16 protein-coding genes and 1 other RNA gene are annotated in these 17227 nt (G+C 66.6%); 12 read left to right on the top strand and 5 right to left on the bottom strand.

What is annotated here, in order from left to right; translation table 11 throughout:
- Nucleotides 1–53 precede the first annotated feature (53 nt).
- The 7 genes from ssrA to SCD90_RS05815 all read left to right on the top strand — a co-directional run bounded on the left by ssrA (nucleotide 54) and on the right by SCD90_RS05815 (nucleotide 3541).
- Nucleotides 54–413, top strand: a transfer-messenger RNA (tmRNA) gene (ssrA, locus tag SCD90_RS05790).
- Between the two features lie 62 nt (nucleotides 414–475).
- Nucleotides 476–1045, top strand: coding sequence for an SspB family protein (locus tag SCD90_RS05795; protein WP_319843680.1), 570 nt, complete (start codon nucleotides 476–478; stop codon nucleotides 1043–1045).
- Nucleotides 1046–1083: 38 nt separating this feature from the next.
- Nucleotides 1084–2475, top strand: a complete 1392-nt coding sequence (gene fumC / locus SCD90_RS05800) for a class II fumarate hydratase (RefSeq protein WP_319843681.1) — start codon at nucleotides 1084–1086, stop codon at nucleotides 2473–2475.
- 58 nt (nucleotides 2476–2533) lie between these two features.
- Nucleotides 2534–2794, top strand: a complete 261-nt coding sequence (locus SCD90_RS16590; RefSeq protein WP_425265643.1) for a type II toxin-antitoxin system CcdA family antitoxin — start codon at nucleotides 2534–2536, stop codon at nucleotides 2792–2794.
- Complete coding sequence (locus tag SCD90_RS05805) at nucleotides 2791–3105, top strand: CcdB family protein (protein WP_319843682.1); 315 nt, start codon at nucleotides 2791–2793, stop codon at nucleotides 3103–3105. The genes SCD90_RS16590 and SCD90_RS05805 overlap by 4 nt, the downstream gene beginning before the upstream one ends.
- A gap of 5 nt (nucleotides 3106–3110) precedes the next feature.
- Complete coding sequence (locus tag SCD90_RS05810; protein ID WP_319843683.1) at nucleotides 3111–3293, top strand: DUF4169 family protein; 183 nt, start codon at nucleotides 3111–3113, stop codon at nucleotides 3291–3293.
- Complete coding sequence (locus SCD90_RS05815) at nucleotides 3293–3541, top strand: ribbon-helix-helix domain-containing protein (protein ID WP_425265644.1); 249 nt, start codon at nucleotides 3293–3295, stop codon at nucleotides 3539–3541. The genes SCD90_RS05810 and SCD90_RS05815 overlap by 1 nt, the downstream gene beginning before the upstream one ends.
- On the opposite strand, the gene SCD90_RS05820 is transcribed toward SCD90_RS05815, so the two are convergent.
- Both SCD90_RS05820 and SCD90_RS05825 read right to left on the bottom strand, forming a co-directional pair.
- Nucleotides 3490–7014, bottom strand: coding sequence for an AsmA family protein (locus SCD90_RS05820; RefSeq protein WP_319843684.1), 3525 nt, complete (start codon nucleotides 7012–7014; stop codon nucleotides 3490–3492). The genes SCD90_RS05815 and SCD90_RS05820 overlap by 52 nt on opposite strands.
- A 94-nt stretch (nucleotides 7015–7108) precedes the next feature.
- Nucleotides 7109–7735, bottom strand: coding sequence for a LysE family translocator (locus tag SCD90_RS05825; protein ID WP_319843685.1), 627 nt, complete (start codon nucleotides 7733–7735; stop codon nucleotides 7109–7111).
- A 100-nt stretch (nucleotides 7736–7835) separates the two neighbouring features.
- Here SCD90_RS05825 and SCD90_RS05830 point away from each other — a divergent pair, with 100 nt between their 5' ends.
- The 3 genes from SCD90_RS05830 (at nucleotide 7836) to SCD90_RS05840 (ending at nucleotide 12220) form a co-directional block, all read left to right on the top strand.
- The gene (locus SCD90_RS05830) at nucleotides 7836–8663 is read left to right on the top strand and encodes a DUF1206 domain-containing protein (protein WP_319843686.1); all 828 of its coding nucleotides are present in this window, start codon (nucleotides 7836–7838) and stop codon (nucleotides 8661–8663) included.
- A 93-nt stretch (nucleotides 8664–8756) separates the two neighbouring features.
- Complete coding sequence (locus tag SCD90_RS05835; RefSeq protein WP_319843687.1) at nucleotides 8757–11144, top strand: ATP-dependent helicase; 2388 nt, start codon at nucleotides 8757–8759, stop codon at nucleotides 11142–11144.
- Nucleotides 11145–11341: 197 nt separating this feature from the next.
- Nucleotides 11342–12220, top strand: a complete 879-nt coding sequence (locus SCD90_RS05840) for a 50S ribosomal protein L11 methyltransferase (RefSeq protein ID WP_319843688.1) — start codon at nucleotides 11342–11344, stop codon at nucleotides 12218–12220.
- A gap of 29 nt (nucleotides 12221–12249) precedes the next feature.
- Here the strand turns inward: SCD90_RS05840 and SCD90_RS05845 are convergent, their stop codons facing one another.
- A complete protein-coding gene (locus SCD90_RS05845) occupies nucleotides 12250–12387 on the bottom strand; it encodes a hypothetical protein (RefSeq protein ID WP_319843689.1) in 138 nt (45 codons plus the stop codon).
- Nucleotides 12388–12585: 198 nt separating this feature from the next.
- Here SCD90_RS05845 and SCD90_RS05850 point away from each other — a divergent pair, with 198 nt between their 5' ends.
- Together SCD90_RS05850 and SCD90_RS05855 are read left to right on the top strand one after the other, a co-directional pair.
- Nucleotides 12586–14394, top strand: a complete 1809-nt coding sequence (locus SCD90_RS05850; protein ID WP_319843690.1) for an aminopeptidase P family protein — start codon at nucleotides 12586–12588, stop codon at nucleotides 14392–14394.
- Nucleotides 14395–14477: 83 nt separating this feature from the next.
- Nucleotides 14478–14630 (top strand): DUF3309 family protein, encoded by a 153-nt coding sequence (locus SCD90_RS05855; RefSeq protein ID WP_319843691.1) that lies wholly within the window; start codon nucleotides 14478–14480, stop codon nucleotides 14628–14630.
- A gap of 23 nt (nucleotides 14631–14653) precedes the next feature.
- Here the strand turns inward: SCD90_RS05855 and ligA are convergent, their stop codons facing one another.
- Nucleotides 14654–16804 carry an NAD-dependent DNA ligase LigA gene (ligA, locus tag SCD90_RS05860; protein WP_319843692.1) on the bottom strand — a complete coding sequence of 717 codons (2151 nt, stop codon included), beginning with the start codon at nucleotides 16802–16804 and terminating at the stop codon, nucleotides 14654–14656.
- Between the two features lie 48 nt (nucleotides 16805–16852).
- Nucleotides 16853–17224, bottom strand: a complete 372-nt coding sequence (locus SCD90_RS05865; RefSeq protein ID WP_319843693.1) for a PH domain-containing protein — start codon at nucleotides 17222–17224, stop codon at nucleotides 16853–16855.
- Between the last annotated feature and the right edge of the window lie 3 nt (nucleotides 17225–17227).

Consider the following 17227-nt stretch of genomic DNA (forward strand, 5'->3'; position numbering starts at 1 on the left):
AGCGAAGGGCGGGCCATGTGCCCGCCCTTTTCGTTTGCGCGCCGTGCATCGGACCGCTTTTCAAAACGTGACTCGGTGCCTATATCTGTCTGTGCCGGCGCAAGTCGGCTATGGCGATAAACGAGCCTCGAAATAAGCCTTTCGGACCCGGGGGCAGTACCCGGCGCCTCCACCACAGACCGCGTCTTACGGTTTGCGGCGGGGGCGAAACAGGATCGACGAGGGTGTAAAGGTTGTTCTTTCGCTCGGTATTGTTCCGCCGTTATCGGGCTGTTGCATAGTTGCCAATGATAACAACTACGCTCCGGCCGCTCTCGCCGCTTAATGCGGTGCTGGTGACCGACCATAAAGCCCTGGGGGATTAGCGTTCCTTAGGCGGGGTTCGGAGGCACCTGGCAACAGAAGCCTCCACTTTATCCTTTGCTCTGGCCTGCCGGAGCGCCCGATTTTTCCCGATCCGGTCGCATAAGAGCCCATGAGCACCGATCTCATCAGATACGATCTTCTGGCGCAGGAAGCCCTGCGCGGCGTGGTCCGGCGCGTGCTGGAAGACGTGTCCCGCACCGGTCTGCCGGGCGAGCACCATTTCTACATCTCGTTCAACACGGAATTTCCGGGCGTGCGCATCTCGCCGCGCCTTCGCGAGAAATATCCGGAGGAGATGACGATCGTCATCCAGCACCAGTTCTGGGACCTCAACGTCGAGGATCATGATTTCCAGATCGGACTGTCGTTCTCGAACATTCCCGAAATGCTGCATGTGCCGTTCGACGCCATCACCGGTTTCTTCGATCCGTCCGTGAAGTTCGGCCTGAAGTTCGAGCCGCTGACGCCTGTGGACGAGGACGGCAAGACCAGCGAGTCGTCTCCGGCACCCGCCGCCGTTCCTGCCCCGGCATCCGAAGTCAGGTCCATCGTTCCCGCCGCGCGTCCTGCCAAGGCTGAAGCCGAGGATGAGAAGGCCGCGTCGGAGAACGGGGACGAGACCGAGGAGAAGCCCGAAGGCGCCCAGATCGTCAGCCTGGACAAGTTCCGCAAGAAATAAGCGGGACGCCGAGCCCGCCTCGCCGGGAGGGCGAGCCGATGACCAAGACACGCACGGAAACCGACACCTTCGGCCCCATCGAAGTCGAGGCTGATCGCTATTGGGGCGCACAGGCCCAGCGCTCCCTCGGCAACTTCAAGATCGGCTGGGAAAAGCAGCCCCTGCCGGTCGTCCGCGCGCTCGGCATCGTCAAGCGCGCCGCCGCCGAAGCGAACATGGACCTCGGCCGGCTCGATGAAGGCGTTGGCCGCGCCGTCGTTCAGGCCGCGCAGGAGGTCATCGAGGGCAAGCTCGACGCCCACTTCCCTCTGGTGGTCTGGCAGACCGGCTCCGGCACCCAGTCCAACATGAACGCGAACGAAGTGATCTCGAACCGCGCCATCGAGATCATGGGCGGAGAGATGGGCTCCAAGAAGCCGGTCCACCCAAACGACCACGTCAATATGAGCCAGTCGTCCAACGACACCTATCCGACGGCCATGCATGTGGCCTGCGCAGAGGAGATCGTGCACCGGCTCATCCCGGCGCTACAGACGCTGCGCAACGCGCTTAACGACAAGGCTGAAGCGTGGAAGTCGATCATCAAGATCGGCCGCACCCACACGCAGGACGCGACACCCCTTACCCTCGGCCAAGAATTTTCCGGCTACACCGCGCAGGTCGAGAACGGCATCGCCCGGATCGAGCAGACCCTGCCGAAGCTGATGGAACTCGCGCAGGGCGGTACCGCTGTCGGGACCGGCCTCAACGCGCCCGTCGGCTTCGCGGAAGCGGTGGCCGACAAGATCGCCCACATCACCGGCCTTCCCTTCAAGACCGCGCCCAACAAGTTCGAGGCCTTGGCGGCGCATGACGCCATGGTGTTCTCGCACGGCGCCATCAACACCGTGGCCGCCAGCCTCTTCAAGATCGCCAACGACATCCGCTTCCTTGGGTCAGGCCCGCGCTCGGGCCTTGGCGAGCTGTCGCTGCCGGAGAACGAGCCCGGCTCCTCCATCATGCCGGGCAAGGTGAACCCGACGCAGTGCGAGGCCATGACGCAGGTTTGCGTGCAGGTGTTCGGCAACCACGCCGCCCTCACCTTCGCGGGCAGCCAGGGCCATTTCGAACTGAACGTGTTCAACCCGGTGATGGCCTACAACTTCCTTCAGTCCGTGCGGCTGATGGCGGATGCCGCCGTGAGCTTCACCGAGAACTGCGTCGTGGGCATCGAGCCGCGCACCGACAACATCCAGGCCGCGCTCGAGCGCTCGCTGATGCTGGTGACGGCGCTCGCTCCCAAGATCGGCTACGACAACGCCGCCAAGATCGCGAAGACCGCGCACAAGAACGGCACCACCCTTCGCGAGGAAGCGGTCGGCGGCGGCTATGTCACCGATGCCGAGTTCGATGAGGTCGTCCGCCCGGAGAAGATGATCTCGCCCGGCTAGTTGCCGTACTCCAATCATCGGCTACAATGATGCGCATGAACCATGCGCAGAGTGCTCGATGCCACGTGTAGCAGAAGCTGGAGCAGCAACGCGACCGGCCGCGAAACGGGCGGTTAATGTCTCCGTGCGGCAGGACCTCATAACCGAGGCCAAGGAATTCGGGACCAACATCTCTGCTGTGCTGGAGCGGGCTCTGGAGGCAGAGCATCGGGAACATAAGCGCCGGCATTGGCGGCAGGAGAATGCCGCGGCGATCCAGACTCTGAACCTCTGGGTCGAGGAGAACGGGGTTCCGTTCGCAGATCTACGAGCTTGGTGACCCGCCAGTTCGACGTCTGCCGCATCGTAGGACTACGAGACGGATCGGCCGTCGATCTCGGTCTAATTCTTCAGGACGATACATTGTCGGATCTGGCGACGAGGATTGTCGCGCCGCTTATTGAGATCGATTCCGGCCTGACCGGCACCGCCGCCACCCCCGAGGTGGAGGTCGATGGACAGCGCTTCATCATCGCGATGCATCTCATGACGGCGCTGCCATCGCGCAATCTGGGACGGGTGATCGTCAATCTTGAAAGCGAGGAGCGCCGCATCAAGAACGCTCTCGACCTTCTCTTCTTCGGGATCTGAACGCCATGGCCGATCTCATCAACCTGAACAAGGCCCGCAAGGAGCGCGCCCGCGCCGAGAAGCCGGCCAAGGCTGCCGAGAACCGCGTCGCCTTTGGCCGCACCAAGGCCGAAAAGGATTTGGAGAAGGCCAGGGCCGAAAACGCAGCCCGCCTTCTCGATGGTCATCGCCGCGACGGCGACACCTGATGAGTGGCGTCCTCAAGCGCTCCATCGAGATCGCCGGCCATCGCACCAGCATCACGCTTGAGAACGACTTCTGGGCGGCATTGCGGGAAATCGCCGAAGAAAAGCAAATGACGCTGCGCGCTCTGGTGGCCGAGATCGACGCCGGTCGCGGCGAGAACAACCTGTCCTCCGCCATCCGCCTTCACGTCCTCACCCACTACCGCACGCGCTCTTCCGACCTCCTGAACAGGTCGAACGGCAGCACCTGACGACGCACGGGCGCGGGAGCAGCTTGCGGCGGCGGCGCCGGTGCGGGCGGCGGCCGCAGATCGACAGGCGGGGGCAGTTCGCCGAGCGGCACCTGCCCCGTGCTTTCCGTGATAGCACGGATGCGGGCTTCTTCGGCCTCCCGGCGCGCACGCTCGCGCTTGTCCCTCTCCATCTTCTCCACCCGGCGCATTTCGCGGTCCAGCGCCTGGACAGTCAGGAAGCTTGTGAGGGTGGTGGTGTCGATCACACGCTGTGGCGCCGCAATGGGACCGGAGAATAACAGGACCGCCTGTGGAGCCGACGCGCCGGGGATGGCTTCCGCACCGGCGGGCCGCAGCGTCAGTTCCGCGGCGAGGCCACCCCGCACAAGGTCCAGTTCCGCCGAGGCGGTCCCGGTGGCAGACGGCGACGCAATCGCGGCGTTCGACACCCGCAGCACGCCGGACGCCATGGTGAAGGCGCTTGTGAGATCGGCCGCCTGAAGGTCCCCGAGGCCAAGTTCATGTGCGAAACGCTGGGCCACGTCCTGCGCATCCGGCGGAGTCGTTTGGGCCTGGACCTGCTGCGTCACCCGCTGGAACGCGCCTGCGTCCACTCCCTTGAGCCGGGCATTGCGCAGTTCGAATGTGCCGCTGCCGGTCAGCCCGCTGGCCATGGCCGCGAGCGTCCGCCCGCTGCCAACCGCGTCGGCGGTCACGTCCAGCACGCCGGACGCCACGGGGCTGCCGCGCGAGGTCCAGACCAGTCCTGCCAGCGCCGCATCCTTCAATGTGCCGCGCACGGAGATGGAGGCATCCTGCCCCGCTTTGCGCACCGTGAGTTCGCCCGCGATCGAGCCGCCGGCGAGAACGCCCGAGACATCCTGCAGCACGAACTCGTTCGGCGTGACCGCCAGCGTCAGCGCCGCACGGCCGGCGACATATCCCGCCGGAAGGCCAAGAGCATCGCTGCTGATCCTCAGCTTGGCCTTCAGCCCGCTGAGAAGCCCCGTCTCGATCGTGCCGGTGGGCCAGGAAACGTCGGCAGCAGCGACCGCTACGGGCCCGAGGGCAACCCCGAGCAGTTCCGGCAGGCTTATCGAGGCGATTTTCACATCGCCAGTCAGGCCTTGCGATGGTCCGTAGGCCACGGTGCCCGAAACCGGCCTCCCGGCCACGAAGCCGGTCATGCCCGATGCCGTAAGCACTGAAGCGTCGCGGCGCAAAGTGCCGGTCAGAGTGACGGGGATGGCCGGGAGCTCGAGAGGCTGCAGCCGCCCCAGCAGCACGCCCAGCCGCCCGGCATCCTCCATCTGGGCTTCGGCCCGTCCGTTCAGAACGAAGTCATCTCCCAGCACGCCACGGAATTGCGCGCGGCCGCCGATTGCCTCCAGATCGCCCTCTGCCGAGAGTCCAGAGGTGCCCCGCACAAGGCTTGTGCGCAAGGCACCGCGCCCTTCCGGCTCAACCCCCGCTACGGGAAGCCCGATCTGCTGGAGAAGGCGGGTCGCGTCCCGGGAGCTCGCGGTCAGTTGCATGTCCTGCAGCGAGGCAAGCGAGAGGCCGGATCGTAGCCGCAGGTCGAAATCGCTGCCGGCCAGGGTTCCGGAAGCCGTGCCCTCGAACACCCCGCCATCGCGCGACGTCACGTCCAGGGCGAGCTTGGCCGGCACCAGCACGTCCATGCGCGTGGCAAGCCGGTCGGTCAGCGCCGCCGGCACGGCCAGCGCGCGCATCATCCGGGTCACGCCATCGAGCGAGCGCGCATCGAGCTGCGCCTTCAGATTGCCGCCTGCGGTAGCGCCGAATCCAACGCGTCCCGCCGCTTCCAGTCGCGCGCCACCGAGGTTACCTGCGACGAACCTGCGAATATCGGCACCGTTGCCATCGAGGCGGAGATCGGCGTCGAGATCGCGGGTCTCCACGCCGGCAAAGGTCAGCTGGCCGACTTTCGCCGTCAGGTCCAGGCGCAGCATGCCGCCGGCCGACTCCTCGACCCAGCGCGCAAACCGCTTCACCTCCAGGGCGTCGAGATCGAGCTGGTCGCTCTTCAGCTGGGCCTTCAGGGACGCCTCGCCATCGTCGTCTTGCGACCAGCTGAACGCGCCATCCGCAGCCATGCCGTCGAGCGCCAGCCGCATCTTGTCGACCGAGAAAGCTCCGGGGCGAGCCTGAAGCTGCCCGGCGATCGCCACTTTCCGGACGCCCAGATCCGGGCGCGCCCCGCCGGTTTCCGCTCCGCGCAGCCAACGCACCAGACTGGGCATGTTGGGCGCGTCCACCGAAAGCGAGCCGGTGTAGCTCGGTGCCGACCATGCGTTCACGGCGAGGACACCGCGGCTCGCCGCCAACGCACCGCCAGGAAGCTTCATGTCCAGCGAGCGCACCGCCCATCCCTCACTCGCGGAGGCAAGTTCGAGCTGGGCGCCCGACACCACGTCGCCGCCGAGGATGACCGAATCGATTGCCACCGACGCTTCGACGGGGAAGCTCAGCTCCGGCGGTTCCGGAAGCGTGTCGAAATAGGCTGCAAGCGCCTCGTGGGGCGGCAGAGCCGGTGCATCCTCGGGACGCATCAGCGCGCGATCCAGGTCGAACTGCTTCGCCGTGAGATCGAGCCGTGCGCCGGGCTGTGCTCCGAAGCGCCATTCGCCGCTGCCGACCAGCCGCAAGCCCCGGCCCTCGGGCCCATACAGAAGATCGAGCCCGCGCGCGCCGACGCGACGGGCATCGGCTTCCACTTGTCCCGAGACGCGCCAGACGGTCGCCGCCTCGCCACCAGCCGGCGCCGCCGTGAACCTGCCGCTCAGCACCGGAAGGCCATCGGCGATCTTCAGCGAGCCATCGACGTCCAGATCGGGCACAGCCGGCGAGCGGAGAGCCAGCGTGATGCGGCCGGCACCCTGGTCGAACCCGCCGGTGGACAGGCGTAGCGTGAACGGCGTCTCGTCCTTGAGCCCCGTAGCCTCCATCTTCAGCGGCCCGCGCAGGCTGTCCGCCTGCCCCGTCACCAGCAGGTCCCGCAGGTTTATCTCGCGCTTCGCCGCCATATCCGTCAGCAGCAGGCGCGCGTCGCGCACCTCGAAGCTCTCCAGGGAAACGCGGTCCAGATCCTCGCGCGCCGCCATCGCAGCACGAGCCGGCAGAATGGGGCGTCCCTCGGCATCGAGGTCGAGCCGCGCATCGACGCCGGCCACGGACAGGCGTGTCACGCGGTATTGCCCGCTCATCAACGGCGCGAGCGCCAGGTCCAGCGTGAAGCTGCGCGCATCCAGAAGCGGCCGTGCATCCTCGCCCACCCGCACATCGCCGAAGCTGATGCGGGGGCTCGGCAGCAGGCGGGCATCCACCTCGCCGCGCACCTTCACCGGCACGCCGGCAAGCCGCGAGGCCTGCTCCTCGAAGCTGCTGCGGTAGTGCGTCCAGTCGACGAAGAACGGCCCGACAAGCGCGGCGATCAGGGCCACGACAAGAGCAATTCCAAGACCGGTCAAGGTGGAGTTCAAAGGGTCGGCACCCGCATCCTGTTGCGCATCCGGCGCGGCCCCTCCTTATCATGCTGATCGGACGGGGAGAACGCCGCGACGCTCACCGGCGCAGAGACTGCACGCCATCCACAAGCGATTTGATGCCGAACGCCACGAAAAGTGCGCCAGTGATGCGGGTGATGGTGCGGTGGTGCCGCTCCACGACGCGGCGCACGGGGCCGAGCCCGGCCATCCACAACAGCAAGCCGTAGGCCAGGACGAAGCCCGCAATGGCCGCCGCCATGAAGCCCGGTGCGTCACCCCATGTCAGGTCGGCCGCGAACGGCGAGGTCAGCGCCGTGAACATGGCCACCGCGACCGGGTAGGCCTTCGGGTTGGTAAGGCCGAAGACAAGCCCCGTCCTCACCGGGTTGCGCGCGCCCACCGCCTGCGAAGGTCCGTCTCCCGGCTGGCGCAGCGCCTTGACGCCCAGCCAGATCAGGTAGAGCCCGCACGCAATGCCGAGCACGTCGAACAGCCCCTGCCCCAGCTGGCTCACGCCGACGATGGCGAGGATGGCCAGCGAGCACCACAGCGTGTCGCCCAGCAGATGCGCTCCGATGAAGCGCGCGCCGTGCTGCCGGCCGGCCAAAGCCGTCAGTGTGAACAGAGCAAGCACCGCCGGTCCCGGCGAGAGGCCGTAGACGAAGCCGGCGGAGAACGAGGCGGTCAGGGCTTGCGAGGTCATCGGCGCACCGTGGAGAGCACCCCTGCTTAGCAAGCCCCGCAGCGCTTGTGCATCTTTTCACGCGCGATTGCGTTGTCAGCACGGCGCAGGGGGATCAGGCATGAAGATGACAGGCAAGGCGGTCGAGCACATGGCTCGCTTCGGCTTCGCGGCACGCGGCGCGGTCTACGTCGTCATCGGCGCGCTTGCCTTGCTGGCGGCGTTCGGCTCCGGCGGGCAGACCACCGGCTCGAAGGGCGCGCTGCAGGAGGTGCTGACCCAGCCTTTCGGCACCTTCGTCCTCGGCCTCGTCGTGCTTGGGCTGTTCGCCTTCGCGCTGTGGCGGTTCATAGAGGCCACGCTGGATGCCGACGATCGTGGAAGCGACGCGAAGGGCCTCCTCGTGCGAGGCGTTCACATCCTCAGCGGCGTGGTCAACACCGGTCTTGCGCTCTCCGCGGCCGGACTGTTGATCGGCACCGCCAGTTCATCCGGCGAGGATGGCGGCACGCAGGACTGGACGGCCTGGCTGATGGAGCAGCCCTTCGGCCAGTGGCTTGTCGGCGCCGTCGGCCTGGGCATCGTGATCGCCGGTGGAGTGATGTTCTGGAACGCCGCGCGCTGCAATTTCCTGAAGCGGCTGCGCTGCCCGGCCGCCCATGAAGGATGGATCAAGATCGTCGGTCGCGTGGGCTATGCCGCACGCGGCGTCACCTTCCTGCTGATCGGCGGATTTCTGGTGATGGCGGCTATCTCGTTCGACTCCAGCGAGGCACATGGTCTCGGCGGGGTCTTGCGTGAACTGCAGCAGCAGCCTTATGGCTGGGCGCTTCTCGGGCTTGTCGCGGCGGGGCTGTTTGCATTCGGGGCCTTTGGCTTCGTGCAGGCGCGCTACCGCAAGATCGATGCGCCGGATGCCGGCGACGTGCCGGGCCTCGCGCGCGTCTGATCGTGCCCGCCTCGCAATTAGGCAGCCGAGATGCCATTTTGTTCACGGGAACGAATCGCTTCAGGCGGTGATCCCGCCGTGAGGTAAGCCCGTTTGGCCGAACAGAACCCGGTTCCGTTTTTCGATGAGGATGCTCCCCTGTTGAAGGAGGGCGGCATCGCCGCGCGCGCTCTCGCCGCATCGGGGCGTGGCGGCGTCGCCGATTACCTCTCCGGGCTGAACCCGGAACAGCGCGATGCCGTCGAGACGCTGGACGGGCCTCTTCTCGTGCTCGCCGGCGCCGGCACCGGCAAGACACGCGTCCTCACCACCCGCATTGCCCACATCCTCGCCAGCCGGCGCGCCCACCCTTCCGAAATCCTCGCCGTCACCTTCACCAACAAGGCCGCGCGCGAGATGAAGATGCGCGTCGCCAACCTCGTTGGCGATGTCGCGGAAGGCATGCCCTGGCTTGGCACATTCCACTCCATCGGCACGCGCATCCTGCGCCGCCATGCAGAGCTAGCCGGCCTGAAGTCCAGCTTCACCATCCTCGACACCGACGACCAGATCCGCCTCATCAAGCAGATCCTGCAGGCCGAGAACATCGACGAGAAGCGCTGGCCCGCGCGCTCGCTGGCCTGGACCATCGACGGCTGGAAGAATCGCGGCCTTGGACCGGCCGAAATCCCGGCAGGCGAAGGCGCCTCCTTCGCCAACGGCAAGGGCGGAAAGCTCTACACGCTCTATCAGGAGCGGCTGAAGACGCTGAACGCCGCCGATTTCGGCGACCTGCTGCTGGAGCCGATCCGCATCTTCCGGGCGCATCCGGACGTGCTGGCCATCTACCACCACCGCTTCCGCTTCCTGCTCGTCGACGAGTACCAGGACACCAACGTCGCGCAATATCTGTGGCTGCGCCTGCTGGCACAGGGGCCGCAGAACCTGTGCTGCGTGGGCGACGACGACCAGTCGATCTATGGCTGGCGCGGCGCCGAGGTCGACAACATCCTGCGCTTCGACAAGGATTTCCCCGGCGCCAAGGTCATCCGGCTGGAGCGCAACTACCGCTCCGACGCCCACATCCTCGGCGCAGCCTCCCACCTCATCGCCCACAATGAAGGCCGTCTCGGCAAAACGCTGCGGCCGCAGGGTGCGGACGGCGAGCCCGTCACCGTCACCGGATCATGGGATTCGGGCGAGGAAGCCCGCTCCATCGGCGACGAGATCGAGAGCCTCGAGCGCAAGGGCGAGAGCCTCGACAGCATGGCCATCCTGATGCGCGCTTCCTTCCAGATGCGAGAGTTCGAGGAGCGCTTCGTCACGCTCGGCCTCAACTACCGCGTCATCGGCGGCCCGCGTTTCTACGAGCGCGCGGAGATCCGTGACGCCCTCGCCTATCTGCGCTGCGTGAACTCGCCCTTCGACGGGCTGGCCTTCGAGCGCATCGTCAACACGCCCAAGCGCGGCCTGGGCGATGCCACCATCCAGACGCTGAACCACATCGCCCGCTCCGCGAACGTGCCCCTGATGGAAGCCGCCCGCATGGCTTCGGACTCCGAGGAGCTGAAGCCGAAGCCGCGCCAGACGCTGCGCGACCTCACCGGGTGCTTCCAGCGCTGGTCACGTCAGGCCGAGACGATGAAGCACACCGATCTCGCCGAGATGGTGCTGGATGAGTCGGGCTACACCGAGATGTGGCGGCAGGACCGCTCGCCCGATGCCGCTGGCCGGCTGGAAAACCTCAAGGAGCTGATCCGCTCCATGGACGGCTTCGAGAACCTTCAGGGCTTCCTCGAACATGTCTCGCTCGTCATGGATGTCGAGGGGCCGAACAACGGCGCCGCCGTAACGCTGATGACGCTGCACGGCGCCAAGGGGCTGGAATTCGACACCGTGTTCCTGCCCGGCTGGGAGGAAGGCCTGTTCCCCAGCCAGCGCTCCATGGACGAGAACGGCCGCGCCGGTCTGGAGGAGGAGCGCCGCCTCGCTTATGTCGGCATCACCCGCGCCCGCAAGCGCGCCAAGATCTACTTCGCCTCGAACCGTCGCATCCACGGCATGTGGCAGTCCTCCATCCCGTCGCGTTTTCTGGATGAACTGCCGGACGCCCATGTCGAGGTGAAGGAAGCGCCGGCCGCATTCTCCAATCGCGGATACGGCACCAGCCGCTTCGACCGCGTGGAGCCGTTCGGCTCCACCTACAACACGCCGGGGTGGCAGCGCGCGCAGGCACGCCGCGAAACCCATGCCGGCTTCGCCGAGCCGAAGCGCAGCGGCTTAAGCTCAGGCCCGGGCCGTCGTGGCGGGCCGATGGTGATCGAAGGCGAACTGGTCGCCACCTCGGACGCGAGCGCCGCGACCTACCGGACCGGCGAGCGCGTGTTCCACGACAAGTTCGGCTATGGCGACGTAATCGGCGTCGAAGGCAACAAGCTGACGGTGCAATTCGACAAGGCCGGCCAGAAGCGCGTCATCGACAGCTTCGTGAAGCGGGCTTAGCGCGTCCCGGAAGCTCTCGGCGTTCCGGAAGGCGAAGCCTGTCCGGGACCCATACGCTGTGCCCCATCGCAGCTTGCCGCAACCTGCGCAGCCAAATAACACAGGCGTAGCGTATGGGTCCCGGACAGCACTGCGTGCTTCCGGGACGCACGTCGACCGCACTGATAAGTGCCCGCAACCCAACATCCGGACACCCCATGCCCACCGCCGTCCTCCGCATCTTCGCGCCGCAGCAGCGTGCCGAGCACATAGCCCTCCTCGCGGAGGAGATGCTGACGCTGGACGACCTCTCCATCGTGGTGTCGGAAACCGAGCCGGACGATCCGATGTGGCGCGTCGACCTGTTCGCCGGCGTCAACATCGCGCCCAGCGATCTGGAAGCCGAGGTACGCGCGGTCCTGGCCGACGAGATCGACGGCTGCGAGACACGTGCCGAAGCCATTGAGGATGCGGATTGGGTGGCGCAGTCGCTCGCGGGCCTGGACCCGGTGCTCGCAGGCCGCTTCTTCGTCCATGGCGCGCATGATCGGGATCACGTGCCGGCGAATGCGGTGGGCATACAGGTCGAAGCGGCGCTGGCCTTCGGCACCGGCCATCACGGCACGACGCGCGGTTGCCTGCTGGCGTTCGACCGGCTGCTGAAGCGCACGCGGCCGCAGCGCGTGCTGGATCTCGGCACCGGCACCGGCGTGCTGGGCATCGCAGCCGCCAAGGCGCTGCACATTCCGGTGCTGGCCAGCGACATCGACGCCATGTCGGTCGTGATCGCGCGCGAGAATGCAGCGCTGAACCGCGCGGGACAGGCCGTTCGGGTGCTGCACGCCAACGGCATGCAGGACCGTCACATCCAGACGGCGGCACCCTACGATCTTGTGTTTGCGAATATTCTGGCGGGGCCGCTGGTCGCGCTGGCACCGTCCATCGCGCGCGCGGTCATGCCGGGCGGCGTGGTCATCCTGTCGGGCCTGCTGACCCATCAGGAGCGTGCGGTCCGCGCGGCTTACCGCGCACAGGGACTGATCCCGGTTGGCCGGATCGTCCTCAACAACTGGGTGACGATGACGCTCGCGGCCTGAAGCCGCCGCGAGCTATTTTCGTAGAGCGATCAGAGGCCGCGCAGCGAGAAGAAGGCGGCGTCGAAATCCTGCGAGGGGGCGCTGTAGCGGTTCAGGAACCCGAACAGGGTCTCGATGAAGCTGGGGCGAGCGATGAGGGCGCCAGAGGCGTAAGTCGTGGTGGCCATTGTTCTTGATCCTTGCGGTTCTTGTGCGCTGGTATTTGGTATACCAACTCGATCAAGTTACCTCCGGGCGCGCCGTTTCGCCTCTGTCGAGTTTGCATGGCTGCCCATGCGGAGCAGCGGGATCACGGTCAACGGGCTATAATCAAAGACACAGGGGAGCCTCTTCCTCTGGCCGCGTGCCGCACCTAGTCTGCAGCCATGTTCGAAAGCAGATTCCAGGACTTCGACGAGCGCGCGGACGGTCTCCGCGGAGCGGAACGCCTTGCCCTCCTTCGCGCGGAGCTACGCGCCCGTGGAGTAGACGGCTTCCTCGTCCCCCGGGCGGATGCCCACCAGAACGAGTACGTGCCAGCAAGCGAGGAGCGCCTCGCCTGGCTGACGGGGTTCACAGGTTCCGCCGGATCCGCGGCGGTGCTGATGGACCGGGCGGCCTTGTTCATGGATGGCCGCTACACCGTGCAGGCGCGTGAACAGGTCGACACATCAGCCTTCACGCCGGTGAACATCCTCGACCAGACCCCCGCGGCCTGGCTGCGCGAGCATGCCGCCGGGCACAGGATCGGCTTCGACCCATGGCTGCACACGGTTGATGCCGTTGATCGTCTCCGCGCGGCAGGTGTCGCCCTGGTGCCCCTGGCCAACAATCCGGTCGATGCGATCTGGAACGGTCGTCCACAACCACCTGCCGAGCCGATCACCGCGCATGAGCCGCGTCTCGCAGGCGAGGACGCCGTCTCCAAGATCGCTCGCGTGCAGCAGGAAATCGTCAGCGCAGGTGCGGACCATCTGCTGCTGACGGATCCGCACGCCATTGCGTGGCTGTTCAACATCCGGGGCGGCGACGTCGCCCACACCCCTCTCCCGCTCGCCTGGGCCCTCGTTCCAGCAGACGGCAAGCCGCTCCTTCTCGTGCAGTCGCGCAAGTTGACCAACCTCCTGCGCGATGATCTGGCGGAGATCGCGGAGATCGGCGAACCCGAGCGGCTGCAGCAGGAACTCGCCGCGCTGGGGCAGGCTGGCCGCACGATCATGCTCGATACTTCCATGACGGCGGACCACCTGCGCCACGTGCTGGAGACGAATGGCGCCCGGCTGAAGCACGCCGCCGATCCCATCCAGAAACTCAAGGCTGTCAAGAACACGGCCGAGATCGCCGGCACGCGCGAAGCGCATCTCCGCGACGGCGCTGCCATGGCGCGCTTCCTCTGCTGGTTCGACCGCGAGGCTGCCGGCGGCGCACTCGACGAGATATCAGCCGCGCAGGCGCTGGAGACCTTCCGGCGCGAGACCGGCCAGTTGATGGACGTTTCCTTTCCCACCATCTCGGCGGCGGGGCCGAACGCGGCGCTGCCCCATTACCGGGTCACCCGCGCCACCAACCGCCGTATCGAGCCCGGCCTGTTCCTGATCGATTCGGGCGCGCAGTACCGCGACGGCACCACGGACATCACCCGCACCATTGCCGTGGGCGAGACGACGCCGGAGATGCGCGACCGCTACACGCGCGTCCTGAAAGGCCACATCGCCATCGCCACCGCGCGGTTCCCGAAAGGCAGCAGCGGCGCCCAGCTCGATCCGTTCGCCCGCCGCGCGCTATGGGATGTCGGCGCGGACTTCGACCACGGCACGGGCCACGGCGTCGGCTCCTACCTCTCGGTGCATGAAGGGCCGCAGCGGATATCCAAGCTCGGCCATGTGGCCCTGGAAGCCGGCATGATCCTTTCGAACGAGCCCGGCTATTACCGCGAAGGCGCGTTCGGCATCCGCATCGAGAACCTCGTTCTGGTGCGGGAAGATGCCCGTCCGGGCGACGAGCGTCCCATGCTCGCATTCGAGACCCTGACCTTCGCGCCCATCGACACCCGGCCTCTGGCGCTCGATCTGCTGACGGCGGAGGAACGCGCCTGGCTCGACGCCTACCACGAGCGGGTCGCGGCGAAGATCGGGCCGTTGCTCGACGAGGGCACCCTGAGCTGGATGGAGCGTGCCTGCTCGTCTGTACGGTAAAGTGCGGGCAACCCTCTTGTTAGGTGGAACTTCGCGGCGCGCGGCGGTGTTCACTTGTCGGCACCGAGGCAAGGAGGGCCAACATGTCCACCATTCTGATCATCATCCTTATTCTGATCCTGGTCGGCGCACTGCCAAGCTGGGGCTACAGCCGTTCCTGGGGCTATGGCCCGGGCGGCATCGTGGGCATCATCCTGATCATCGTGATCGTCCTGGCTTTGATGGGCCGCCTCTAGACTGATCCGCGGCAGGCCGGTCCTCAGGGGCCGGCCTCGCCTGCGCCGATCAGGCCCAGCCACTCGTCTTCGGACATGACCTGAAGGCCCAGTTCCGCCGCCTGCTTCAGCTTGGAGCCTGCACCCGGCCCGGCCACGACGATGTCCGTCTTCTTCGAGACCGACCCCGACACTTTTGCGCCCAGCCGCTCGGCCTGAGCCTTGGCCTCGTCGCGCGTCATGCGTTCGAGGGTGCCGGTAAACACCACCGTCTTGCCGGCAACGGGGCTCTCCTCAGCCACCCGCTCCATCTCCTCCGGCTGAAGCTCTGCAAGCAGCGCGTCCAGCACCGCTTCGTTGCGCGGCTCCTGGAAGAACTCGACCACCGCTCCCGCAACCACGGTCCCGATGCCGGGCACGTCCACGATCTCGCGCCACGCCTCGTTGCCCTTGTCGGCGCGGCTCTCGCCCGAAGGGGGGTGCGCGGCAAGCGAGGTCTCCCGCAGCCGGTCCAGTGTCCCGAAGTGGCGCATCAGGCGCTTGGCGTTGATCTCGCCGACATGACGAATGCCCAGTGCGAAGAGCACGCGGTTCACCGGCCGCGAGCGCGCCGCTTCGATGGCGGCGAACAGGTTTCGCACGGACGTCGCGCCCCATCCCTCCCGGTTGCGCAGGCGGGCGAGCCCGTCCTTTTCCGCCGTCTCCAGCCGGAAAATGTCCGATGGCTCGTTGACCAGCCCCCATTCGTGCAGGGCCAGCACCTGCTTCTCGCCCAGCCCTTCGATGTCCATGGCATCGCGCGACACGAAGTGCCGAAGCCGCTCCTGAAGCTGCGCCGGGCACACCAGCCCGCCGGTGCAGCGCCGGTCGGAGACGCCCTCCTCCCGCACGGCATGGCTGCCGCAGGCCGGGCATGTCGTCGGGAACTCGTAGGGGCGCGATTCCGGCGGCCGCTTCTCCACCAGCACGCGCACGATCTGCGGGATGACGTCGCCCGCGCGCTGCACCACCACCGTGTCGCCGACACGTATGTCGTTGCCGTCTCGCACAGGTTGGCCGTGCGAATCCACGCCGCGGATGAAGTCCTCGTTGTGCAGCGTGGCATTGGCCACCACGACGCCGCCCACCGTCACCGGCTCCAGCTTCGCCACCGGCGTCAGTTTGCCCGTGCGGCCCACCTGAATCTCGATATCGCGCAGGATCGTCGTGGCCTGCTCCGCCGCGAATTTGTGGGCGATGGCCCAGCGCGGGGAGCGTGAGACGAAGCCGAGCCGGCGTTGAAGATCCAGACGGTCCACCTTGTAGACCACGCCGTCGATGTCATAGCCGAGCGTGGCGCGCTGTTCCTCGATCTCGCGATGATAGGCGGTCATCTCCTCCACCGTGCCGACCACGCGCACCAGAGGATTGGTGACGAAGCCCCACTCGCGCAAAGTCGCCGTCATGGCCGACTGCGTCTCGGCCGGCAGCGAGGACGCCTCACCCCAGCCATAGGCGAAGAACTTCAATCCGCGCGAACGGGTAATCTCCGCGTCCAGCTGGCGCAGCGAGCCGCCAGCCGCGTTGCGCGGGTTGGCATAGATCGGCTTGCCCGCTTCCGCCTGCCGTTCGTTCAGCGCCTTGAACCGGTCGTGCGGAAAATAGACCTCGCCGCGCACCTCGATCAGGTCCGGAACACCGCCGCCATCCAGCCTCTTTGGAATGTCGGGGATCGTCAGGACGTTGGCCGTCACGTTCTCGCCAGTCTCGCCATCGCCTCGCGTCGCGGCGACGGTCAGGCGTCCGCTCTCATAGCGCAAGTTGCAGGACAGCCCGTCGATCTTGGGTTCCGCCTGAAAGGCGATGTCAGTGGTGATGTTCAGGAACCGCCGCACCCGCCCGACGAACTCGGCCACGTCCTCTTCGTCGAAAGCATTTTCCAGCGACAGCATCGGCACGCCGTGGCGCGATTTCGCGAACTTCTCGGAAGGAGCTCCGCTGACCCTCTGGGTCGGACTGTCCGGCGTGACGAGTTCGGGATACTGCGCCTCAATCTCGATGAGGCGGCGTCGCAGCGCGTCGTATTCCGCGTCGGAGATCGCAGGCGCATCCTGCTCGTAATAGCGCCGGTCGTGGCCGCGGATCTCCTCGGCCAGCCGGGTGTGCTCCGCGGCAGCGGCTTCGAGGGTTTCAGGCGTGGAATCTGCGGCGGTCATGCCAGTGTTTTGCCCCAGAACACGCCCGGGAAGAAAGCCGCTTCGCGCCTAGAGCGATCCCGCGATGGCGGCCTGTATGCCCCGCACGTCAGCGCCCTTTCGCAGGGTCTTCTGGATCGGCGCACCCATGCCGGAGACCCAGATCTTCAACTCCGATTCCAGATCGAAGCGCCCGGCATTCTCGATGGAATATGCGGTGATCGCGCGGTACGGCACCACGAAGTACTCCACCTTGCGCCCTGTCATTCCCTGCTTGTCGACAAGGATCATGCGGCGGTCGGTGAAGACATAGAGATCGCGCACCACGCGGAAGGCCACCTGCACCGGCTCCCCCGGCAGCAGGACGTCCTTGAGCTCGTCCTGGACCTCTGCGGCAGACACATCGCTGCCGTGGCCCATCAATCCGTCGAGAATGCCCATGCC

The organism is Terrihabitans rhizophilus, assembly GCF_033898525.1.
GTDB classification, from domain to species: Bacteria; Pseudomonadota; Alphaproteobacteria; order Rhizobiales; family Methylopilaceae; genus Flaviflagellibacter; species Flaviflagellibacter rhizophilus.